Source organism: Pedobacter sp. W3I1 (genome assembly GCF_030816015.1).
Classification (GTDB): Bacteria; Bacteroidota; Bacteroidia; order Sphingobacteriales; family Sphingobacteriaceae; genus Pedobacter.
The window spans coordinates 4,100,185-4,124,322 of sequence record NZ_JAUSXN010000001.1; the positions used below are offsets into that span (position 1 = coordinate 4,100,185).

The 24,138-nt window shown below is 38.7% G+C and carries 21 protein-coding genes; 7 read left to right on the top strand and 14 right to left on the bottom strand.

The window, feature by feature from the left end; all coding sequences use genetic code 11:
* Positions 1-387: 387 nt before the first annotated feature.
* The 9 genes from QF042_RS16775 to QF042_RS16815 all read right to left on the bottom strand — a co-directional run bounded on the left by QF042_RS16775 (position 388) and on the right by QF042_RS16815 (position 14,616).
* Positions 388-2,163: an aminopeptidase P family protein gene (locus QF042_RS16775; protein WP_307530440.1), complete on the bottom strand. Its 1,776-nt coding sequence runs from the start codon at positions 2,161-2,163 to the stop codon at positions 388-390.
* 202 nt (positions 2,164-2,365) lie between these two features.
* Positions 2,366-2,833, bottom strand: coding sequence for a hypothetical protein (locus QF042_RS16780; RefSeq protein ID WP_307530442.1), 468 nt, complete (start codon positions 2,831-2,833; stop codon positions 2,366-2,368).
* A gap of 9 nt (positions 2,834-2,842) precedes the next feature.
* On the bottom strand, positions 2,843-3,223 hold the full coding sequence (locus tag QF042_RS16785; RefSeq protein WP_307530444.1) for a LytTR family DNA-binding domain-containing protein: 381 nt from the start codon (positions 3,221-3,223) through the stop codon (positions 2,843-2,845).
* Between the two features lie 893 nt (positions 3,224-4,116).
* Positions 4,117-5,979 carry an alkaline phosphatase gene (locus QF042_RS16790; RefSeq protein ID WP_307530445.1) on the bottom strand — a complete coding sequence of 621 codons (1,863 nt, stop codon included), beginning with the start codon at positions 5,977-5,979 and terminating at the stop codon, positions 4,117-4,119.
* Complete coding sequence (locus QF042_RS16795) at positions 5,973-7,496, bottom strand: RagB/SusD family nutrient uptake outer membrane protein (protein WP_307530446.1); 1,524 nt, start codon at positions 7,494-7,496, stop codon at positions 5,973-5,975. Before QF042_RS16795 ends, QF042_RS16790 begins: the two co-directional genes overlap by 7 nt.
* Before the next feature lie 13 nt (positions 7,497-7,509).
* Positions 7,510-10,812, bottom strand: a complete 3,303-nt coding sequence (locus tag QF042_RS16800; protein WP_307530449.1) for a TonB-dependent receptor — start codon at positions 10,810-10,812, stop codon at positions 7,510-7,512.
* Positions 10,813-10,972: 160 nt separating this feature from the next.
* Entirely contained in the window at positions 10,973-11,917 is a 945-nt protein-coding gene (locus tag QF042_RS16805) for a FecR family protein (RefSeq protein ID WP_307530451.1), read from the bottom strand.
* Positions 11,918-11,980: 63 nt separating this feature from the next.
* Positions 11,981-12,544 (bottom strand): RNA polymerase sigma factor, encoded by a 564-nt coding sequence (locus QF042_RS16810; protein WP_307530453.1) that lies wholly within the window; start codon positions 12,542-12,544, stop codon positions 11,981-11,983.
* Positions 12,545-13,611: 1,067 nt separating this feature from the next.
* A complete protein-coding gene (locus QF042_RS16815) occupies positions 13,612-14,616 on the bottom strand; it encodes an LLM class flavin-dependent oxidoreductase (protein ID WP_307530455.1) in 1,005 nt (334 codons plus the stop codon).
* Positions 14,617-15,063: 447 nt separating this feature from the next.
* On the opposite strand from QF042_RS16815, the gene QF042_RS16820 reads away from it, so the two are divergent.
* On the top strand, positions 15,064-15,789 hold the full coding sequence (locus QF042_RS16820) for a LytTR family DNA-binding domain-containing protein (protein ID WP_307530457.1): 726 nt from the start codon (positions 15,064-15,066) through the stop codon (positions 15,787-15,789).
* A 29-nt stretch (positions 15,790-15,818) separates the two neighbouring features.
* On the opposite strand, the gene QF042_RS16825 is transcribed toward QF042_RS16820, so the two are convergent.
* Positions 15,819-15,950: a hypothetical protein gene (locus QF042_RS16825; RefSeq protein WP_307530459.1), complete on the bottom strand. Its 132-nt coding sequence runs from the start codon at positions 15,948-15,950 to the stop codon at positions 15,819-15,821.
* 77 nt (positions 15,951-16,027) lie between these two features.
* Here QF042_RS16825 and QF042_RS16830 point away from each other — a divergent pair, with 77 nt between their 5' ends.
* Positions 16,028-17,167: a sensor histidine kinase gene (locus tag QF042_RS16830; RefSeq protein ID WP_307530461.1), complete on the top strand. Its 1,140-nt coding sequence runs from the start codon at positions 16,028-16,030 to the stop codon at positions 17,165-17,167.
* Between the two features lie 168 nt (positions 17,168-17,335).
* Positions 17,336-17,545 (top strand): hypothetical protein, encoded by a 210-nt coding sequence (locus QF042_RS16835; RefSeq protein WP_307530462.1) that lies wholly within the window; start codon positions 17,336-17,338, stop codon positions 17,543-17,545.
* A gap of 52 nt (positions 17,546-17,597) precedes the next feature.
* Here QF042_RS16835 and QF042_RS16840 read toward each other — a convergent pair whose 3' ends face one another.
* On the bottom strand, positions 17,598-18,086 hold the full coding sequence (locus tag QF042_RS16840) for a hypothetical protein (protein WP_307530464.1): 489 nt from the start codon (positions 18,084-18,086) through the stop codon (positions 17,598-17,600).
* A 273-nt stretch (positions 18,087-18,359) separates the two neighbouring features.
* Between QF042_RS16840 and QF042_RS16845 the strand changes: the two genes are divergently transcribed.
* Together QF042_RS16845 and QF042_RS16850 are read left to right on the top strand one after the other, a co-directional pair.
* Complete coding sequence (locus QF042_RS16845; protein WP_307530466.1) at positions 18,360-18,596, top strand: hypothetical protein; 237 nt, start codon at positions 18,360-18,362, stop codon at positions 18,594-18,596.
* A gap of 86 nt (positions 18,597-18,682) precedes the next feature.
* Positions 18,683-18,982: a hypothetical protein gene (locus QF042_RS16850; protein ID WP_307530468.1), complete on the top strand. Its 300-nt coding sequence runs from the start codon at positions 18,683-18,685 to the stop codon at positions 18,980-18,982.
* Between the two features lie 34 nt (positions 18,983-19,016).
* On the opposite strand, the gene QF042_RS16855 is transcribed toward QF042_RS16850, so the two are convergent.
* On the bottom strand, positions 19,017-19,904 hold the full coding sequence (locus QF042_RS16855) for a sugar phosphate isomerase/epimerase (RefSeq protein ID WP_307530470.1): 888 nt from the start codon (positions 19,902-19,904) through the stop codon (positions 19,017-19,019).
* Between the two features lie 356 nt (positions 19,905-20,260).
* On the opposite strand from QF042_RS16855, the gene QF042_RS16860 reads away from it, so the two are divergent.
* A complete protein-coding gene (locus QF042_RS16860; protein WP_307530472.1) occupies positions 20,261-20,860 on the top strand; it encodes a GIN domain-containing protein in 600 nt (199 codons plus the stop codon).
* 936 nt (positions 20,861-21,796) lie between these two features.
* Positions 21,797-22,192 carry a DoxX family protein gene (locus tag QF042_RS16865; protein WP_307530474.1) on the top strand — a complete coding sequence of 132 codons (396 nt, stop codon included), beginning with the start codon at positions 21,797-21,799 and terminating at the stop codon, positions 22,190-22,192.
* A gap of 894 nt (positions 22,193-23,086) precedes the next feature.
* Here the strand turns inward: QF042_RS16865 and QF042_RS16870 are convergent.
* Entirely contained in the window at positions 23,087-23,260 is a 174-nt protein-coding gene (locus QF042_RS16870; protein WP_307530476.1) for a hypothetical protein, read from the bottom strand.
* A gap of 14 nt (positions 23,261-23,274) precedes the next feature.
* Positions 23,275-24,057: a thioredoxin family protein gene (locus QF042_RS16875; RefSeq protein ID WP_307530478.1), complete on the bottom strand. Its 783-nt coding sequence runs from the start codon at positions 24,055-24,057 to the stop codon at positions 23,275-23,277.
* Positions 24,058-24,138: the final 81 nt, after the last annotated feature.

A 24,138-nucleotide genomic window follows, 5' to 3' on the forward strand; every position in this document is an offset into this window, starting at 1 on the left:
TTAATGCGACTGAGGGAAACCCAACCCATTGGCACTACACTGAATACCTAAACGTGATTGCAGCGGCAGCCCCGAATGAAATGAGGGCTATAGCGGAAAGCGCGACTGACACTGATTGACATGCAGGATTTGCTTTCCTATCCTTCGATTCTGCTCACGAGACAAATAATTCAGCTCCGTACCATTGACAGATACCAATAGAAAAGTCGTCATCTCGACTGTAGCGCAGCGAAATGGAGAGATCTTTGAACCAAATTATTTAAATAAAATTTAAAAGATTTCTCCACTACGGTCGAAATGACGATGCCTCGAGACTATTACCTTCTTAAAACGTCCCTGTAATTTATATTATTTTATGAAATAAATTATAGCTCAGGATAGCAATGATTAAATAGGCTGACATTTCACTTTCAACCATTCAGCTTCTTCATCAGATAAAAGGGGCTGAAGCTTCTCGAACACCATTTGATTATATTGATTTAACCACTCAATCTGATCTGGGGCCAAAAGTGTTTTATTGATAATCGGGGTATCGATAAAACATAAGGTTAAGGTTTCGAAAGTGAGAAAATTACCAAATTCACTATTGCTCTGGGGGATACATAAAACCAGATTTTCTAGGCGTACACCATGTTTACCCGGACGATAAATTCCAGGCTCAATGGAGGTTACCATACCTGGTTTAAAGGCGACATCTACATTAGCCGGGCTAATATTCTGAGGTCCTTCGTGTACATTCAGAAAAAAACCAATACCATGACCGGTTCCATGACCAAAATTTATGGCGTGTTCCCACAAAGGTTTTCTACAGATGGAATCGATTTGATAACCTTTGGTACCTTCTGGAAAAATCAGTTTAGAACCTTCAATCAGGCCTTTGAGCACCAAGGTGTAATCATCGGCCTGGGTTGATGAGCAATTACCAATAGGAATTACCCTGGTAATATCGGTTGTACCATACAAATACTGGCCTCCGGAATCGACAAGAAACAAACCATCACCTAAAATTTCCTGATTGCTTTCTGCTGTTACGCTATAATGTGGCAATGCACCGTTTGCATTATAGCCAGCTATGGTATTAAAACTTAAACCAACAAAAGATGTTTGTTCTACTCTAAACGCTTCCAATTTCTCTGCTGCAGACCATTCTGTAATCTTTTCTTTTCCCAAATGATCTTCCATCCACTTGAAGAACCTCGTTAAAGCTATCCCATCATTTAACATCGCCTTGCGGATATGATTAATTTCAGTATTATTATTTAAACTCTTTAGATGTGTACTTGGATTAATGCCTGAAATTATTTTGGAACTACTTGGCAAACACTGGTACAAGCCGAAGCAGGTACGTTTTGGGTCGATAAAAATTTGCGCACCCTGCGGCAGATCTTTTAGCGTTTGAGCTACATCCTGATAGGGAAATAAAATAACACCTTGATTATTTAAGGTTTCAATATCAATTTGCGTTAACTTTTGTTTGTTGATAAAGAGTTTAACCTCAGCAGGTGCAATTAAAGCAAAACTTAAAGTTACAGGATTATAGTCTACATCTTTTCCTCTTAGGTTAAAAAGCCATGCAATGTCATCGAGCGATGAAATTAAATGATAATCTGCCCCACTTATTTTTAATGCAGCTCTTACCTGTTTTATTTTAGCAGAAATGGCAAACCCCGCAGCTTCCTCATCAATTAAAAAGGCATTTGCTTGTGGCAGCCCTACCCTATCCAGCCAAATAGTGCTGATAAAATCAACGTCAATGATTTCTATTTCACGCTGAGTTAAACTACTCTGCATCTCGAGGGCTAATGCCACCGTAATGAGCTGATGGTTAAAGCCTATTTTTGCGCCCTTTGGCAAAACTTCGAGTAACCAATCGATGTATTCGGGCGTATGTGGCACTTTCAATTTTACCAATTCGTAACCAGTATTGTTTAATTGTGTTTCTGCCTGCGTAAAATATCGCGAATCAGTCCACAGACCAGCAAAATCCTGGGTAATGACCACTGTGCCAGCTGAGCCTGTAAATCCACAAGCAAAAGGAATAGCTTTATAATGTGCTGGTAAATATTCACTGATGTGAGGATCTGCCGAGGTAATCATATAAGCATCTACTTTTTGAGCAGCCATTAATTGGCGTAAGGCCTGCAATTTTTCTACAAAGGTCATGTTGTGGAAGAGTTTTGTCGGACCAAATTTAAATATTAATGGACATCAACCCTTAAAACAAACAAGAATTAATACAAATATTGTTCAGATTGCTTTTGACGAAACCAGAAACTTACTCAATAGGATTTTAGTATCGGAAGCGCAACCTATTCCGATACTTTAGAAAATTGTTTTATCCTTAAATTGCAAATACGATAAGAAATTAAACGTAGCGATCAATTGACGGAGCTTTAACCACCTCGTAACTATCTGATTTCTGAAAGCACCGTATTTTAAAAACAAGGGCAGATTCTCTTTGAGCCAGGGCATGGATACCTAAAATAAAGCGTTGTTGAAAACGTTTGGGACAAGCTTCTTTATGGCAAATTATTTCATAACGGTCTACATTCTCTACGACCACATCAAGCACATATTTTGGCCACTGTTTTTTAATCAGATTTGGCAACCAGGTAAACTGCTGCATGTTAATTAAATCCCCCATCCCTTCAATTGCCACTGGGGGAATATCTCCACCTACTATCTGAGTCCAGCTGCCCTCCACTTCATCAATAATACCCAGCACTTTACATCCAGACAGCACCAACCATGGATCTTCCGTGCTGGCCCGAATTAACTGATAAGATGCATCTTCTAAAAATTCCTGTTCAAAAACGTATGTAAGTTCGATCATAAGCTATTTTCAATTGTTTATCGGCAAATTATTAAGTCGTATCAGTTTATTAATGGTATCAGCAAAACGTTTCATTGAAATCGGTTTACCAAGATAACATTCAAAGCAAGAATCTATTTTTCTCACTTCATTTTCGAGTTGGGCGGATGCATAGATCACAAACCTGGCTTTCGAGCGGAGATGCTGGGATAGTTCAGTACCCTTCATTCCATCCATATCTATATCTAAAAAAAGAAAATCGATTTTATCTCCGGCACTAATTGTTTTTAAGGCATCAAAGGGATTATTAAAGGCGCTAAACAGTTTTAAAAAACGGATACCTGCAATATAGTCGTGAAGTACATCAATCGCGTGCTGTTCATCATCAACAATTGCACAGCTGTAATACATAGGCAAATTAAGATAGGCTGTACAAATGTTAACAATGCAGGCCTCAATTCCTATTGTCAGATGCAAAAAGGGTAAAATTACGGTAATAACGGGCATACTAATCAGACGGTATATCAATTTGTGTACCTTTTCCGTGGTAAATTCAGTAACACAACATTTGCGGCTATCTTATTAAAATCAGCAATCTCACGGTGTTTCCCGCTGATATTGCTGATTTACGCAGAACCTATTGCATTTTACCATTAAGCAGTTAAGGACATTAAGACTCTATTGTAAATCATCTGCGAGAATCTTCATAAATCTGCGGGAATTCAATCGCGTCATGTCCCGCTGATATCGCTGATCTACGCAGAACCTATTGCATTTTTACCATTAAGTAATTAAGGGTATTAAGACTCTATTGTAAATCATCTGCGAGAATCTTCTTAAATCTGCGGGAAACCAATCGCTCCATGTCCCGCTGATATCGCTGATCTACGCAGAACCTATTGCATTTTTACCATTAAGTAATTAAGGACATTAAGACATGAATGTCAATCATCTGCGATTATTTTCTTAAATCTGAGGGAAACCAATCGCTCCATGTTTCCCGCGGATGTCGCTGATCTACGCAGAACCTATTGCATTTTTTACCATTAAGGAATTAAGGGTATTAAGACTCTATTGTAAATCATTTGCGAGAATCTTCTTAAATCTGCGGGAATTCAATCGCGTCATGTCCCGCTGATATCGCTGATTTACGCAGAACCTATTGCATTTTACCATTAGGCAGTTAAGGACATTAAGACTCTATTGTAAATCATCTGCGAGAATCTTCTTAAATCTGCGGGAAACCAATCGCTCCATGTTTCCCGCTGATGTCGCTGATCTACGCAGAACCTATTGCATTTTTATTATTGAGTTTTCTTTAAACGATAAGCTTCGATGATTTTATAAAAAATCTGATGGTTAGGATATACACCCATAAAGGCTTCCGAACCGGGACCATAGGCAAATACAGGCACCATGATATTGGTATGATCATCTGTGCTGAAATTACCCCGAACGGTTCCTTTTCTGTAAGAGGCATCCAGGAGCGACAGTCCTCCGGTTTCATGATCGGCAGTTACAATTACCAACGTTTCCCCATCCAAATCGGCAAACTTTAAGGCTTCACCCACCAGGCGGTCGAAATCTTGTTGTTCGGTTACCGCGAAAGGCAAATCGTTTGCATGCCCGCCGTGATCGATTTGTGCCCCTTCTGCCATGATAAAAAATCCTTTTTTATTTTTCGAGAGCAATTCAACCGTTTTTAAGAACGAAGTCTTCAGCATTTCTCCCCGGCCTTCCAATATTTTCCGGGTAGCAGAATCGTCTAAAAGTACTACTTGTTTAGCTGCATTTGAGGCAACAAAACTTTTTAGGTCTTTCTGCAGTGCATAACCCCTGGCCGAAATTTTATCCATCAGTTTTTGATCTGGATTCTCGGTAAAACTTTTGCGTTTCGAACCAACTAAAACATCAACATGACTGTTCTGAAAATCGGCTGCAATTTCCTTCGTCATGGATCGTTCAAGCTGATGAGCATAAAATGCTGCAGGCGTAGCATCGGTAATATCGCCACTGCTGATGATCCCACTTGTAAGACCATAAAGAGCTAAAATATCAGGAATAGATTGAAGTGCTTTACCCGTAGAATCGACGCTGATGTAGCGGTTATTGGTTTTATGCCCTGTAGCCATAGCCGTTGCACCTGCTGCAGAATCAGTAAAATCTGAATTGGAAGCTTCAGTACGTGAAAGGCCCAGGTGTTTAATCGTGATGATATTGGATTGACCAAAATTAGCACTCAAGCCTGCCTGAATCTGTGCCAGCCCCATGCCATCTCCTATTAAAAGAATTACATTTTTGGCTTTGGTTTTTAATCCGTCGCTTTTGTAAGTTGGCTGATAAGGCTGATATGCCTTCGGATTGCTGTACTCGAGCTTAGCCCTGTTTTGATAAAAATCTTTTAGCAATACCGGATGATCTGTACCGATCCAATCAACGCCCATATGTTCCAATTCTTTCCAGCTGTTCGGGCTATCTTTGGTTGCCCAAAAACGGAAAGGTTTACCCATTGCATGTACTTTGGCAATTACCGCTTTCATTTTTTCTAAATCGGTTGGTGTTGGAGTGCCTTTTCCGTTCCATACCGAATAATGGGAAATATCATCGCTGATCATCCCAACGTGCATTAACTGTTCACTTGTGTATTGATTTGCAGGACGTCCATCGAAACTGATGAGTGATGGATAATCCTTAAACTTTTCGGCGGGTGGAACGGCTCCACTCATTACAATTTTAATGGCTGAAGGATTGATCTGTTGATCGAAAACAAATTCATTACCTTTTAAATCGGCCAGTAATTTCGGAATGACGTGTTCATAATCCTCCTTTATATCGATTACCACTTGAAGTTTTTGTTTCGGATCAGCATAAGGATGGTTGGCATGATCTTTAAAAAATGCCACCAATGGATCGATATATAATTTTTTCAATGTTTTGCCTGAAGTGATTTCGCTGCTGTCGTGTGCAACAAACAACTCTCCATTACGATAAAACACATCTGCTTCGATAGATCCCATACCAGCATAATAAGCCTCCAATAAAGGAATTTGCTGCTTATAATCATTATGACTGTGTCCGTTACCGGCATTCAGTTTCTGCTGCGCAGAAACTGAATGTACACCTAAACCCAATAATAAAAAGAGGATCAGTTTATTCGGTTTTACCATCCCTCATTCTGTTTAATTACACCAGCACTGTTATCAATTTCTCTTTGCGGTACTGCCCATACATTGTGTACCTGTGGGTTGAAAGTTCTGGCTGGCCAGATTACGCTCCCATCAAAATCGTGCAAAGGTTTTGCATAAGCAGCCTGTGCATCGCCCCATCTTACCAAATCGCGGTGACGATCAGCCCATTCTCCGGCCAGTTCATTACGGCGTTCGCGCTTAAGGTCGTCAATCGTCATTCCTGTTTTGGCGGCTAAACCTGCACGTAGTCTGATTTTGTTCAGTTCGCTATCGCCGGCACCTGCACCGCTCAGGCTAATTGCAGCTTCTGCTTTGATTAGCAATACTTCAGCATAACGCATTAAGGGTACATTTAAATCTGTTGTACCATTGTCGCCGTTAGGATTAACATGCGTTGGAATTGGATTAGCGTATGAAAACGGCTCCATATATTTTTTAAACTGGTAGTTTGAAGTCGCTCCCGCATCTTTTGTAAAGCTACGTTCAGCACCAAAGAACATAAATTTATCACCAGGCTTTAAAATAGTGGCTTCACGGCGCTGATCGCTGGTTTCATAAGAATCGTAAAGTTCTTTAGTTGGCAGATAATAACCCCAACCATTGTAAATACCCCAGGCTTTATTGGTTAACATTACGCCCGGGAGCTTACTGCCCCAGCCTGTTCCGCCACCGCTTGGCGTACACACCACCGACCAGATATATTCCTTTGACCAGTTGTTAGCTGCTTTGAATACATCTGCAAAACCTGTGTTCACTAAATCGTGCTGACCTGAAGTGATGACCATATCAGCATATTTAGCGGCATTGGCATAATCTTTTTTGTACAGGTACACTTTAGACAGGTAAGCCCATGCAGCAGTTTTGTGCGCTTTGCCATAATCGGCAGGTTTCATTGCCGAAAATAAGGGAAGGTTATCGGCAGCTTTTAATAAAAGTGAAATGATATAATCATAGTTTTCATTCACATTTTTTGCACGGGCAATGGGCTGGGAAGGATCACTCTCTGGTGTTACAATCGGCACTCCAGCTTTATCGTTACCGTAATTGGCGGCCAACTGGAAGTAAACCAATCCGGCGTTAAAATAAGCGTCGCCAATAATCTGCTTTTTCAGGGCTTCATCCATTGGGATGGCGGGCACATTGATAATGATATCGTTGGCGCGTTTGATGATGGCATAACGCATGCTCCATTGGGTTTCGGTATAACCTCCGCCAACATAGGTACGGTTAAAGTTTTTGATATTATCAGCCTCTGGTTTGTTACGTCCGGTAACCATATCATCGCTGGCATTGATAAACCAGAACATCCCACGACCGTAAAAGTCTTCTGCATTATAATTTTCATACATCCCAGCTTCTGCTTTTATGGCATCTTCTTTCGTTTTCCAGAAATTTTGTGCCGATGGAGATCCTTCTGGTGCAATATCAAGCTCTTTTGTACAGGAAGAGAAAAAAGCAAGTGCGGCAAATGCCATATATTTTAAATTTGTTTTCATTGTTGTTTTGTGATTAGAGATTAACACTTAAACCAAGGATAAAGCTTCGTGCCTGAGGATAACGACCAACATCCAATCCGTTGTTATCCATTCCGATTTCCGGATCGAAGCCTGAATAATCAGTAATGGTAAAGAGATTGTTTGCCGTAGCATAAATTCTTACCACTCCGGTTTTTAATTTATTAGTCAGCGCTTTTGGCAAACTGTAACCTAAGGTTACGTTACGGATACGCAGGTAAGAACCATCTTCGATATAAAAATCGGAAGCATTAAAGTTCCCATTGGCATCACTTGTTGAAATAATCGGCACTTTACCACCTAGGTTCTCTGGTGACCAGGCATCGAGGATCCCAACAAGTTTATTGTAAGATGGTCCACTCGCACTGTAAGTAGTACGTTTTACCGCATTAAACAATTTATTACCCTGTACACCTTGCGCAAAAATGTTGAAATCGAAGTTTTTATAACTTGCATTAAAGCTCAGTCCGTAAGAGAAATCAGGGTAAGCACTGCCAGCGAAATAACGGTCTTTGCCATCAATAGATCCATCGCCATTGAGATCAACAAACTTAAAATCGCCTGCTTTTGCATTCGGCTGAATCTTAGTTCCTTTAGCATTTTTATAGTTATCAGCTTCAGCCTGACTCTGGAAAAGACCATCCGTTTTTAACACGTAGTAACTGTACAAAGGTTGGCCAACCCTAATGGTAAGCGGCGCAAGCTCGTTACGGAAGTTGGTACCCACAGCAATGTTTTCCAATCCCGGTGCCAGTTCTTGTACTTTGTTGTTAATTTTGGTTAAAGTAGCGTTTACGCCATAGGTAAATGCTGCATTTTTATCGCTATTATAAGTTAAACCCAGTTCTATGCCTTTATCTTTTACAATACCTGCATTAATGGTCTGCGTATTTAAACCCGCTGTTCCAGGTAGCGACCTGGTTAAGATCATCTTATTGGTTTCTTTAATAAAATAATCAGCATTAAGGCTTAATCTGCCCAGAACTGCCATATCAAGACCAAAGTTTGTTTGTTTTGATTCTGCCCATGTTAAATCTTTGTTAGCCAAAACAGTCTGTACATAACCATTCTGTAAAGTTGGTGTTTGCCCGAAATAACTTTGGGTGGCACTTAACAATGGATTTACTGCTGAAGCATTAAGCGATCCTAAATTACCTAGTATACCGTAACTGCCCCTTAGTTTCAGTTCGTTTAACCAGGTTGCGTTTTTAAGAAAATCTTCTTTACTTACAACCCAACCGAGCGAAGCTGACCCGTAATTTTTCGTCCTGTTATTTTTGCTAAGCAGCGATGATCCATCACGGCGGCCGATTAAAGACAATAGATATTTTTCTTTGTAATTATAATTGGCCCTTAAAAATAATGAAGAAAGTGCCTGTTCATACATACCGCTAACAGAGGGTTGAATAACTGTTGCGTTAACCAGGTACCTGTATTGAGGCGATTCGTCATCAAAACCTGCTCCTGAAGCTGATAAGCTATTGCTTTTAGTTTTCTGGAAAGAATAACCACCGGTAAGATCTAATTGGTGACTTCCAAAGGTTACTTTATAACTTAAAACCTGCTCAGCAAGAAAATCGTTGGCACGACTGCTGCTTTCCTGTAAACTATTGCTTAATACCGGCTTTCCTACCTCAGGCCTTTTTGGTGTAAAGCTTTTAAATGCAGCATCGGTTTTAGTTATGCTTAAGTTAGACCTGAAGGTTAAACCCTTTGCAAGTTTAATGTTGGCATAAGGATTAACCACAAGCACATTTACAGGATTGTTGATATCAATACGTTGCAGATCGGCAACCGGATTCACAATATCGCCATAATCGCCTGCATATTGTCCGCCAGGTAAACCGGCAAAGCTGCCATCGGCATTATATGGCGTTCCGTTGGTTGGATAATAAATAGCCGAAAGTAAGGCCCCCGTATAATCGCTGCTCGTATTTGCGCCATTTCCATTGGTGCTGCTATACGATAAGTTTTCGCCAACTTTTAACCAATTGGTTACCTCATGCTCGGTATTGATCCTAAAATTATAGCGTTTGGTTTTGGTATTTAGCACAATGCCTTCTGCATTACGGTAATTGAAACTGAGGTAATAATTAGATTTCTCGCTACCACCGTTTATTGCGGCATTGTAATCCTGTAACATTCCATCTCTAAAAACTTCATCCATCCAATTGGTGCGGGTAATCTGCCCATCAGGATATTTCGTAGGATCGAAAGCCGGCAATATAGTTGTACCACCGTTTTTGGCTGCAGTTGCGGCGACCTGTGCACGTTGCTGCGCATTTAATGGCTCTAATTTCTTCCATGCGCTTTGTTGTCCCAGTTTGGCATCGAAACTAATCTGCATTTTACCGCTCTTCCCTTTTTTGGTGGTGACCAATACCACTCCTCCTGATGCCCGGGCACCATAAATGGCTGCAGATGCATCTTTTAACACCGAAATAGATTCAATATCATTAGGATTGAGCTGTGGTGTGCCCGAAAATATAGATCCATCAATAACGTATAATACGTTTTCTCCGTTAATACCTCCCGCACCGCGGATATTGATGCGTGGAGCAGAAGTTGGATCACCACCCTCGTTAGTTACCATTACCCCAGGAGATTTTCCGGCCAATACCTCTCCTACGCTATTCAGTGAACGTGAAGAAAGTTTATCCAGTCCAACAATGCTGATTGCACCTGTTAAGGTTTCTTTCTTTTGTGTTCCATAACCTACCACCACCACATCGGCAAGCATCGAACGTTCTTCGCTCAGCACCATATTAATCATCTGATTTTCAGCAACTTTCACCTCTCTGGTACGGTAACCGATCATAGAGAACGATAATACCGCATCAGCACCTACTTCAATGCGATAAGCACCATTGCCATCGGTTACTGTTCCGCTTTGCGTACCCAGTACCTTCACCGAAACACCAGGAAGTACTAAACCTGTTGAATCGCGCACAATCCCGGTGATAATCCGGTCTGGTTTATTCTGAACGGCGTTGTTTAAAATAACATATTCGCCTTTTTCTAAAACCTGTAATCCAAGCCTATCCAATAGTGACCTTACAGGCTCTGTGGTAAAATCACCGCTTACAAATGTGTTTTTCTGTTGTAACTGATCGGGATTGTACACAAAGCTAAGTCCGGTGCGCGACTCGATTTCTTTGATAATTTCGGTCATCTTACGGCCTTTGCTAATCGTAATGCTGACGGTAGTTTTCTCTAGCTTTTGCGCCATACCTGCCGAGGCCAGGATTGAGCTGCAAAATATGCAGAGGATTGAAAATGTTAAACATGAGTATTTCATGATCTTATAAAGAGCTGATATCCTCTTAGCGGAGGTTGGTTTCATTTGTTTGATTTGTTTTTTTAAAGCTTTTAATTACACTGGCTCTTTCGCCAGAAAGAAAGATTTCGGTGGCCAGTCTAACTGGTACCGTTAAGTATCTCTATATTACCTGCTCATCTCATCTGTATATATTAAATGTTTTATGATTTTTTGATCCGTTGAATTTAAGGTGATGCAAGCTGCAGATGATATCCAAAATCTCTTCCGGCGATTGCCTGCTACTGAAAACGGCTGTACTTTTAAGTTTGCTCAAAGCACTATCGCTCAGCGAAATCCTGATGCTGTACACATACTGGAGTTTGTTAATGACTTGTTCTAAGCTTGCACCGTCAAAAGCGAGTTCGATAAAGGTCATAGCTTTGGTTTTGCCAATGGCAACCCTACCGGCACTTTTATCATAGGTTAAAAACTCATCTTTGATCAAAGTGCCCAGATTTCCTTTTTTGTTGCTTACAGCCACTTTTCCGGTAACTACCGCAACTTCGATGTGTTTACTGGCCCGATACGACTTAACGCTGAAAGAAGTACCCAGTACACTGATGTCGACCCCAGATGTGGTGTGTACCGTAAATGGCCTTTTTTCCTGATGAACAATCTCAAAAAAAGCTTCGCCTTCTTTTAATGCGATCTGGCGGTTGTTTGAAGCAAATGCTTTTGGATAGCAAAGTTTTGCAGACGGACCTAATAAAACCACTGAACCATCTGATAAAGTAATGCGCTTCCGGTCTGTATTTCCCGTAACTACGGTGACCTGATTTTCAGGCTTCACTTTGGTATTGAGTTTCCAAATGCTTATTCCCAGTGTAATGATGAGGAGTACAGTGGCAGCAATTCTGACAAAAGACTGGATTTTGAATACTTTATCATGTTTTGGCTTTTGGCGCATAGCGGCCTGAAGGCGAACAAGCGTTTGTTCCCCTATCGCTGCTTTCCGATCGGCTGCCAATTCAATACGCTCCTGATTGAGCGTGGCATACCACTCTTCAACTTTTTTTAGCTCTTGCGGATTTACTCGCTTATCGAGATATTTCTGCAGCAACTCCTTTGCCTGTTCTTCTGTCATTTAAATACATGTCAGTTGAAAAGCAGATCGGTACTAACCAAAAATGTTATCTATAAATTAACTTTATGTTAAGCCGATTAAAGCCGCAATGAATAGTATATAGGAAAGACTTTTTTTGAGCAATTTTAACGCTGAAGAAATCTGGTTTTTTACGGTTTGAACAGAAACATCAAGTTCTGAAGCTATTTCTTTGATGGATTTTTCTTGCTTTCGGCTCATGGAGAATACTAATTGCATTTTTTCTGGTAAAAGTGCAATGGCGGCATCAACTTCTAAATGAAGTTCTTTTAAAATCAGTTTATCATCAGCTGCAGCAGGATATTGCTCATTCATTAGGGCTGTAAGTGAGCTTTGATGCTGTTCCTTAACGCTACCCGACCTGAAATAATTAATCACTTTATATTTTACAGCGCCATGCAGATAAGCTCCAAGACTTCCAGTTAGGTTAATTGCTGCACGGTTCTCCCAAAGGGATATAAAAATTTCCTGTGTAATATCCTGTGCAAGTGCCTCATCCCCCGTTTTTTTAAAGGCAGTATCAAAAACATCCTCCCAGTAGTTCTGGTAAATTTCTTCCATGGCCTGATGGTCTCCAAGCTGTAAAGATGAAAATAATGAATTGTTCAAGGGATGCCGCTTTATAAGGGCAAAGCTAAGAGCCCAATGTTCCCTTAGTATTAATAAATCTTAAAGAGTAGATGATAAGGGATGGAAAATGTAAGATGGAGAATGGAAAGGATTCTGCACGCATTAGCTATATCAGCGGGAAACATTACATGATTATTTTCCCGCAGATTTAAAAAGATTGCCGCAGATGATTTACAATAGAGTCTTAATGTCCTCAACTGCTTAATGGTAAAATACAATAGTTCTGCGTAAATCAGCGATATCCACGGGAAACATGACGCGATTGAGTTCCCGCAGATTTAAGAAGATTCTCGCAGATGATTTACAATAAAGTCTTAACGTCCTTAACTGCTTAATGGTAAAATGCAATAGGTTCTGCGTAAATCAGCGATATCAGCAGGACATAACGCAATTGAGTTCCCGCAGATTTAAGATTGTCGCAGATATTTACAATAGGGTCTTAATGTCCTTAACTGCTTAATGGTAAAATACAATAGGTTCTGCGTAAATCAGCGATATCAGCGGGACAAAACGCAATTGAGTTCCCGCAGATTTAAGAAGATTCTCGCAGATGATTTACAATAGAGTCTTAATGTCCTTAACTGCTTAATGGTAAAATGCAATAGGTTCTGCGTAATCCAGCGATATCCGCGGGAAGCATATGGCGATTGAGTTCCCGCAGATTTAATAAGATTGCCGCAGATGATTTACAAAAGAGTCTTAATGTCCTTAACTGCTTAATGATAAAATGCAATAGGTTCTGCGTAAATCAGCGATATCAGCGGGACAAAACGCGATTGAGTTCCAGCAGATTTAAGAAGATTGTCGCAGATATTTACAATAGAGTCTTAATGTCCTTAACCGCTTAATGGTAAATGCAATAGTTCTGCGCGCATCAGCGATATCAGCGGGACATGACGCGATTGAGTTCCCGCAGATTTAATTAGGTTGCCGCGGATATTTACAATAGAGTCTTAATGTCCTTAATTGCTTAATGGTAAAATGCAATAGGTTCCGCGTAAATCAGCGATATCAGCGGGACATGACGCGATTGATATGACTTGCAATTACCCAAACAACCCTGCAAAAATTTTATTCGAATCCAATTTTGCCTGATGATCGTAAATATGCGAGGTGCTCATAACCTCGTTTACGCCATATTTTGCAACAAAATTTTCTAAATTTTCCTTAATGGTTTCGGCGCTACCAATAAAAGAATAATACAGCATCTGTTCTACAGCTTCTTTTTCCAACTGATCCCAATAAGCATTAATATCATCAACTGCAGGCTTTAACAATTCTCTTTTGCCTGTAATTACACCTAAGAACATGCGCTTTACTGAGCTTGATAAACGTTCTGCTTCTGCATCGGTATCTGCAGCAACCACATTTACACAGGCCATTACATAAGGCTCCTGTAAAAATGCAGAGGGTTTAAAGTTATTTCTATAAATGGAAATTGCCTGTTCAAAATAGGCCGGTGCAAAATGGCTGGCAAAAGCATAAGGAAGTCCTTTCTCTGCTGCCAAGCGTGCACTATCCGTACTCGAGCCCAAAATCCAGATCGGAATATCCAATCCTTCGCCCGGAATGGCTCTTACGCTAGCACGATTATTATCAGCCGAAAAAAACTGTTGTAGTTTGTCAATATCCCTGGGGAAACTATGAACAGCACTAAAGTTTTCGCCGCGGATGGCCATTGCCGTAACCTGATCGGTTCCAGGTGCCCTGCCCAAGCCCAGATCGATACGGTTGGGATAAAGCGAAGCCAATGTACCAAATTGTTCTGCAACAATTAAGGGTGCGTGATTGGGCAGCATAATGCCTCCGGAGCCTACACGGATGCTATTGGTGCCACCAGCAATATAACCAATAAGCACCGCCGTTGCCGAACTGGCTACACCAGCCATGTTATGGTGTTCGGCAAACCAGTAACGTGCATAACCTAAAGTTTCAGACTGTTTAGCTAAATCGAGACTTGTTTTAAAGGTATCTGCAGCAGTAAAACCGTCTAAAACGGTTGCAAGATCGAGAACGGAATAAAGTACATTTTTCAATAAGTGATCAGCCATAAATTAAAGGGATAAAATCTATGCTGCAAAAATATCTTTAATAAAACCAAGTCTTGTTTAAATGAATATAAATGACGTTTAGCCAACATAATCAGTACAGCGCGTAGTAAGGTAGCTATGCAAAAATGAAAATGCTAAATAGACAGCTCCCGCTACAGGGCTGTAGGAGTATATATATTCCTGTAACAAAACGTACAAATCTGCGCTCTTAGCTTGATTAAAACTTATAATTTAATTAGCAAATCCATTAAAGGCGGAGTATATTTTTTATAGGTATTCTGAGGTATTTTTATGGATTGTAGCTATTGCCCGCATCTTGTAAATTTAATTGACACATTTCCCTTAAATTAGTAAATAAGGAAAAGACTTAAAATTAATCCGTACAGATAGTATCCTTTTCGGTACGAAAAGGCGTAATTTCGTTATAAGAGAAACAGATTTTTGAAGATGATTAAGTGCATAGCCATAGATGACCAGTTTAGTTCCTTAACGGGGCTACAAAAATATATTGAGGATACTCCAAATATGCGACTGGTCCAGCAGTATACTGATCCAATTACTGCCTTAAGGGATTTAACGAGTTCAGAAACGGTCGATGTAATTTTTATGGATGTGGAAATGCCCCAGATTTCTGGCCTGGAACTGGCCAAGGCCATCCGTTCCAAAACCAGAAAGCTTATCTTTACTACTTCTCACCAGGAATACGCTTTTGATGCTTTTGAAGCTGCAGGAGATGCTTATTTGCTTAAACCATACAGCTACGCCAAATTTGCCACCACCATTACCCGTCTTTTTGGACAGGAAATGACCGGTGGTGCCAACGAAGATTACTTTCTGGTTAAAAATAAAGAAGAGGAACACCGTGCGGTAATGGTTAAATATGGAGATATTATTGCTTTTGAAAGTTTTCACAATTACATCAAGATACATACCGTAGAAAAAGTAATTATTGCTTACTTAAGCTTAAAAGATGTTCGGGAACAGCTTAGCATTAAAAATGGCTTTATACAGTTACACCGTGGTTATATTGTTGCCATTGATAAGATTTTATATGTGGATGGTAACCGAATTACCATGAACAACCACATTAGCTTTACCGTTGGTGATATTTATTATAATGAATTTAAAAGTTTTATTTCTGAAAGATTAATCATCAGTAGCCGTAAAAAATAACGGCTACTGACGAAAACATTCACTAGATATTAAATTATGCCCGTGCTTACAGTGACTGTTAAAGTAGTTGGGTCTGAGGTAACTGTAGTTTTTCCGGCATTTCCAATAAATTGTTTTTTAAATACAAAAAGTGTTCTTTTAGCTAATTTTAGAGTTTTCATAATTGTTTTTTTTTCGAAAACTAGCGGCGATAGCACTCTATAACTTTAGTTGTTACACAAATAGTAAATAAGTCTTTATGAATAGGTTAAAATGGAGTAACAGTATGTTACAGAACTGGTTGTCTACTTACCGGATACACTTAATTGCCTGGTCTGTATTTATAATCTGGGAAACTCTTATGGTCCTTTTTTTTGCCGGTATTTTAGGAACATTCGGCAACTATGCTATTCATTATGCTATTAATATCACCTTATTTTACACCTATGCGTTGCTGATAGAAAAAGCAACAGCGTTCCCTAACAGAGCCGTATGGAAGGTTCCGTTAGTTGTTATCTTGACAATCTTGATTTATTTGGGTGTAGTTACTGGCGTTGACATTCTGTTAAATACTTACACCAATATTTTACCAGGAAAAATGCCAAGTCTCAGAATTAGAATATCTAGGGTACTTTACAGAGGTTCGTTTTTCCTTATCTTTTCTACAGGTTATTATTTCTTAAAACGGTTCATCAGAGAAAAATCAGAGAAATCCCGTATTGAAAAACAGCGTTTTCAAATGCTTATTGATAAGGAAAAAATGGATAAGGAACTAGCGATGTCTAAGAATGCTTTTATGAAAGCACAGATTAATCCGCATCTGCTTTTTAATACATTTGAGTTTGTACACCAAAAACTAAGTGCCTACTCTCCTGAAGATGCCAAAGTAATGCTTTATCTTTCTGATATGATGCGTTTTGCCGCTAATACTCAGCACAATGAAGGCTACGTATACCTGAGTGAGGAAATTTCGCAGTGCGAAAACCTGATCGGTTTGCATCGTATTACTCAAGGCGCAATTTATATTGAGCTTGCCAGCGGGCCTGATCTTGGTGAAATTAAATTAATTCCACTTGTTTTACTTACTATTTTGGAAAATATGTTTAAACATGGAAACCTTAATGATATAGAAAATAAGGCTACTATAGATGTTTACACTTTTGATGGCAAACTGCGTATCGAAAGCCGTAATTTACCGAGATCGATAAAAAGCAAGGTAGGCTTTGGCTCAGGAATGGATAATATCAGTAACCGACTAAAATATGCTTACCATCAAAATGCCGAAATGACCGCAGGAATTGACGAAGAAGGTTTTTATACTTTAAGCATCAATATTTCCTTAAATGCATTAATAATAGAATCTGAAGATAAAAAAACTGAACAAACTATCCCTGTTTAACAATCAAATTGGTCTGACATAAAAACACCCCTTAACATAATTTTCCGTATAAGAAAAAATTATTACTTATTTTTATTAAATGTAACAATATTATTACTACATATCCGTTCTAATACTACATAATTTTTCATTGATGAATTATGTAAAATCTTTACTAAACAGATTAAGATGAGGAAGGGTAAAATATGTTGTGTAGACCAAAATGGTGGACATGGTATTATTAAAGATGAAAATGAGCAGGAAATTCAATTCTTTTTATTGGATCTCCAGGAAGAAATCAGGCTCAATGATGAAGTTTCATTTGAAATCGAGCTTACAGCAAGGGGACTTGCCGCAACAAAAATACATATAGTTAGCGGTGCAGAATTAACATTATAGTAACGCTCCTATAAAACTTAGGCCATACCAATCTAATAAAGGAAAATTATAATTACCATTTTTGAATAGGTTGATAACTGGATTTTTCATCCTTGCGGCTAAGTAGCTTAAAAAAATCCTCATCAAAATCATGACTGTAAACTTTAAAATTGATTACCCACTCATCCTTTATCATGGCTGGTACAAATTTTTCAAACATTTTTTCGAATGATCTGAAATTTACAAAAGGTTTGCAGATTACCATATATTCAGAATCCGACTTCACTATAATTTCCTCAACAAGCTTTGGCCATCTCAATTTAATCTCATTCGGCAATTTTTGATACTGCTGCCGGTCAATAAACAGTCCTATATTTTGTAATATTTCTTCAGATAAGGCCTTACCTGACAATTGTTTCCATCCCTCCTCTTCTTTTGCTATCCTTGCCAATACCTGATTTTGGTCGAGCACAGTCCACGGCTCATCTCTGGAAAGCTGGATAAGCTGAAAATGCATGATATCGCCATTAGGCAGATTAAAGAAAAAGTCGAGTTGAATCATCAATAATGGGGCGATACCAGATATCGTAAAATCAAAAGTATTGATCTATTTCCAAAGCACAAAAAAACGTAGAATTAAAATTTAATTACAAGTTCGGCTTCAGAAAATTTCAAACTGCAAAGCCACACAATTATGTGTATTTCTTAAGTATTAAATAACAGTTAAATAAAAAATTGACTTTTATCATCAAATAAATTTCAAAAACCATCTAAAAACGTAATATTAAACATACAAAAAGTTTAGCTTAAGCAATAATGAATGTATCTTTGTTGCATGAAAAGTGCCAAATCAACCGCTCTAGGATTTCTTTTAATCACCTCATTTTCTTGCTTATCTATTGGTGTTCTTGCTCAAAACAAACAAACAAAACCTGATATTTTCGAGAATATAGACAGATTGAATGGAAACGATGTGATTGAACGACTAGCTGCTCAGCGCAGTGCATTTAATAAAATCGTTCAAAAAACAACCTTCCAAAAGCAGAATACATCATCAACAGGAATAACTTAAGCCTCATTAGTTTTAATGGCTTAGATTATTATGTAAAAAACAACAGGGTAATAGGCATACAGGGGTTAAATCTTTCGGATGAAGTATTGACCCAAATTACAGACAAACTGGTTCTTTTAGATAGCATCCAATTCAACCAAAGTGAACGTTCAAATATAGAACACTTTAGTCCAAACGTCGATCTTCAAAAAATCAGGAATATCGACCGTCAATTTATGCTTACGCTTAAAATGTTATCGAGCACCGTGAGAGACATCGCTTCACTTGCTAAAAATGAAAACCCATCTTTAACTGTTGAAACCAGCGTGGCAAAAATGCGTTTACCAAATATTGATAAGACTGCAGAAAAATTAAGCATGCAATCGCTGGTGTCATTATCTAAATAATAGCAGGTTATATTTAAGAGGGATGAGAAATAAATTAATCTGTTTTCTTTTCTGAATATACTTCCGCAATCTGAGCAGAAAGATATTTGAAAGCAAGCGGCATTTCGGTAGCAGCGTTTTTGATGCTTCCTTCCATAAAAATGAAACCTCTATAATTTATTTTATGCAAGGCTCTTAAATAGGGCCTAAAGTCGTCGCCCATAACACCAGGTAATGACCGGTTTTGTTTTTCGGCAACCTCCGAAAATGCAACCAGTTCTCCAGCTGCAACAATTTCATTTGGTGATTCTCCTTCCCGCATCATATGAAATATATCAACATTAAGCCTGAAATTTGGGTGATCAACCTCCCTTACGATCTCCGCTGCCGACTTTAACGAAGTGATGAAGTTAGTTTCTGTAGTCTCGAGGTTTTCTAACAGGATTACAACCTTGTATTTACCTGCAATTTGCCCCAGTTTTTTGCATAAACTAATAAAATCAGTTTTTGCTTTTACAATATTATAATCTGCCGGAATACTCCTTGCACCAGAGCTTCCCAAAACAATAAACTTAATTCCGGCCTGCTGAGCCCTTGAAAGAACAGTTTCAGTATAGGTTAAAACCTTTGACTCGTCTACATCGGGTCCAGCTATTTTCATGCTTGCCGGATAAAAAAGGTTACAGGTTAATACTTTACATTTTGCAGCTTTAATCTTTTTTAAATTAGCATTAAACTGATCATCTGTTAATGCAGGTGAAAGCATCTTCGGAACCGATTCGCCAATCATTTTAAAACCTGAGGCATAAGCCAAACTATCCTGTGTTAAACCAGATACAATACCTAAACGTGGATATACTTGTTTATCAGACATAAAACCACAAAAACCGATATAAATCAGGCAAATAAAAAAAGCCAGGTAGCTAGATTTTGTACTTCTCATATTATTCAAATCATTTGGTCAAAAAAATTAAATTTTAAGATTTCCCTCTCTCCTAATTAACTGAATAACTTACAGGTGAGCATTTGAGAATTCTTGTTTAAAGATAATATAAAATCTGACCATTAAGTTTGTATTAACAGAATCAGCGATGGTGAGGAAAACTGAATAAACAGAAGCTCATGCCAATCGAATCCAAAAATAAATCGGCCATTGAGCAGTTTTTAAATCCAGTTCGTCGACAATTTAGCTGTGTTGGTATAATAGCGGCATTTCTACTGCAACGTTTTTGGGATAAGGGCGTCTTATCTACAAAACAATCACAAAATATTAATTGAAAATATATAAATAACAGCATTATGAAAACCTCAATCAAAACCCTAACAAAATCAGTATTAGCAGCTATCGTTTTAAGTTCTGCTATTTTCTCTACAAGCGTAATGGCTGATGAGAAACAACCAACCAAAGTTTCTGCGCCTAAAAATATTAACCAGGTTATCGTAAGCGGAAATGTAGAAGTTACCTTAATTCAAAGAGAGAAAGAAGGTATTAGCTACAATGATGACAATACTGGCAAAGTAAAAGTAATCCAGGATGGATATGCATTAAAAATCAGTTCAGAAGATAAAGAAGTGGCCAAAATTACCCTGTATGTTAATAATATCTACAGGGTTAAGGCATCTGATCATGCTGTTATAAAAACGCTTGGCAAATTGGATTTAAAATATCTTCAGGTATTTTTAAGTGGAAATGCGGTTGCAGAAATCAATTCTGATACAGAAAGTTTATATACTGTAATCGAAAATAATGCCGATTTAAAACTGAGCGGTGCTACTGAAAAACATACTTTGGTAATGGGTAAAACACCAAAATTAAATCTTGACAGATTTGCTGCACTCACAACAGAAATGAGTAACCCAGATACAAATGCATTGCAAACTGTTGCATTGGCAAAATAAAATAATGAAACAAAAAGAATTAAAAAGCGACAGTGATGTCGCTTTTTTTTTTGCGGGGAGAAGTTATATCATTAGAAGTTGTCATCCTGAGGCTTAATTTATTGTATAAAAATCAATATAAATGAAATGGTTTTAAGGAATGAATAGCCTCTGGGTATCGTCATTCCCAACTCGGTTGGGAACCACGAAGTGCTCATCGCAGATAATCTTAATACAAGCGCTTTAAGATTTCCGCCTGCGCGGAATGACGAACCCTGTATAGAAATCTGTCAATCGCAGAGTAATTTATTCCATAAAACACAGTAAGCTTAATTAAATAATGGGTTTGGAAGTATCGTCATTTCGACCGCAGTGGAGAAATCTTTAAGCTATGTTAAAAGATTTTTCCATTTCGCTGCGCTTCAGTCGAAATGACGACCGATTTTGTAAATACGTAATTGATGGCCTGTTGAAGACCTTTACTGGTCGAAAACAAAAAATATTTGTCCTTCGACAAGCTCAGGATGACAATGCCTTTGTTTTCTTTATAATTTAATGAAATTGACCCTACGCCTACAGAAAGATTTCCTTAACCCAATTCCTCACCTATTTAAAATCAGGTATAGGAAATAGATATCCGCCCAATAAAATATACGACCATAACAAGGTCCTGAATATGTTGAATATTTGTGCTGTAACAAATGTAAATGCGGGTTAATCGCCCTGAAGTTTTACCAGTGAGGAAAATTTAGCTTCCATCCCAATGGAAATAAATGCGATTGCAAACCACACTGTACGTAAACTGTTTATGGTTGGCCCAACACTTTTTGCTGTTGTGGGGCGATAAAATTGGTTCAATTGTCTAACTCAGGATTTAATTTGTCTGGTTCAGATCCATTCAACTGGTTTCTGGAATGTTTATGCAACATTTTTGGGTAACACTTAAAAAAAAATATTATGACACTTAAAACAACAAAAACCATTTATTGGATCGGCGCCTCACTAACTTCGTTATGGTTTGGCACCAGCGGAATTTGTGAACTCACAAAAAACCCCATTGTTTGGGACATTACATTAGAACTGGGATATCCAGCGTACTTTATTTATGTACTTGGTGTTGCTAAATTAGCCGGAATTACGGTTCTACTGATCCCCAACAAATTGTTAAGGTTAAAAGAATGGGTATTTGCAGGGATATTCTTTGATATCATTTTTGCTTTCTGCTCAAAACTAATTGTGATCGGTCCTCTAGCCACTACCGATGCCATTATAGCCTTTGCTATAGTTACAACAACCTACCTGATGTTCCAAAAACTTTACCCTACCCAACATTCAAATTTAACTGCTGTTTAGGTTTGAATAAATTCTAGTTAAATCAGTTTTTCACATAAAAAGGGCGCAAGTAGCGCCTTTTTTATTATATAAACCTGAATTCGATTATTTTTATGGGTTTTATCAGCTGCAGAAAGAGATTGCGCTTCGTCGATCCTCCTCGCAAGAACGAAAAAAGAAGCGTAACTAACCTGAAGGCTGGTTTTTGAGGACAGCGTGAAGCACGATAGTTCATTTTCAGTAGCTAATCATCGAGTTCAATTATTAAGTATAGATCCTTCTAATTTCAGGAAATGAAAGGGCAACATTTCATGGGTGCTGTAGCCCCGCCATTCGCTTTATCCCGATTGAAATAATTGGGATGCTCGCTACTGTCGGGTTTAGTTAACAATGGTTTGTTTACAATAGCCGATTTTTATTACTGGTTGATGAAAGATTTGAGTTTCTTGCAGTAGTCCAGGTTAAATAAACCCGATTGTCGGGAAGAGCTTCCGATCCTTCATCGGAACTCGAACCAAAAGCGGGGCTGTAATTGCCAAAACCACAAGCCGCTCGTTTCCTAATAACCTAAATTCGATTATTTTTGGTTTAATAAGCAAATTACGCTTTGTTGTTTCTCCTCGCAAGGATGAAAAAGGAGTGTAATTACTAACCAGAAGGTTGGTTTTGAGAGCAGTGTGAAGCACGCTCTTTCATTTTCAGCAGCTTAATTATCGAATTAAGGTATAAGAAATTTCACCTGGCACAGAATTCTAATCCATACAAAAGCTAAACGTCAAAGGCAGTGAACACGCTGTCACTCTATGTGCTTGTGGCGAAAGCGCAGCGCGTATTGTTTTTAAACAGAAAAGTCGCCAAATATATGGCGACCTCCTAGCTAATAAAATTGTTTATGGATGGTGACTAGATTTGATGTTATACAACTGGCTCATTCTCCAGTCCTTTCTGCTTTTTCTTTCCGATGCTTTGCACCATTTCACATTGTTGTGGATTTTTTTCAAATGGAGGGCTAACCAGAAAAAGTGTCGACATTAACGTTGCCAATCCAACCAGTAAACTGTTGGTTGTGGTATTTTGATGATTTTCCATGATGATAAGTATGACTAAAAAGTTGCTGATGCGTTTACTGCTGAAATTACGCCTGTTGTTCTACCCTGAACCATGCCGATTACTTCCCATTTTTCGGCACTGCTGCCTTTAGGGATAGTGAATACTGCCGTTCCAGATTTTGCATCCTTTAGCGACAGTGTTAAGGTTTTTCGTACAACTTGGACGTGGGATAATTTAAGTCCTGCATTTTCCCCACGTTGTACATCGGTGCTACCGCTCTTTTGTACCAGTGCAAAAAGGAGATCGTCGCTAGCCTGGGTATCTTTCGCTTCGTAATTTATGGTCAGTACCTCTCCATCTCTTTTGGTATCGAAGGCTAAACTGGCTGTATGCGGTTTATTCAGAAGCTGTTTGTTAATAGCGTTTCTCACGTCACTTTCATTTGATCCTATAAATTCTTGAGCACCGTTAATTACCAATTGAGGCGTATAAACCTGTGCATTTAGCCAGGCACTATATTTTTTTTGCCTTTTTGTATTTTCAGGGCTTCCAAAAACATCCTTCCAACCTAAATTATCGAAGTAATCTACATGGTATCCGAGCACATATACTGGTTTCCCATTAGATTCTTTCTCTATTTTGGCCAATAGTTCTTCTGCTGGCGGACAGCTCGAACATCCTTCAGACGTAAATAATTCCAAAACGGCAAAGCCTTTTCCGTTAAAAGGCTGTTCTACTTTTTTTTCTTGTGCAGATCCAGCCCAAATAAATGCGCTAAGTGCTATTACCGCTACAATGACCGCATTTACGATCGCTATTCTTTTTAGTGTTTTCATAATTCTTATTCTTTTTTGATCAAAAATAAGCTGGTGTGCGTGCTCAGATTAGCCAAAAATAGCTGAAGCAGACAAATTAGC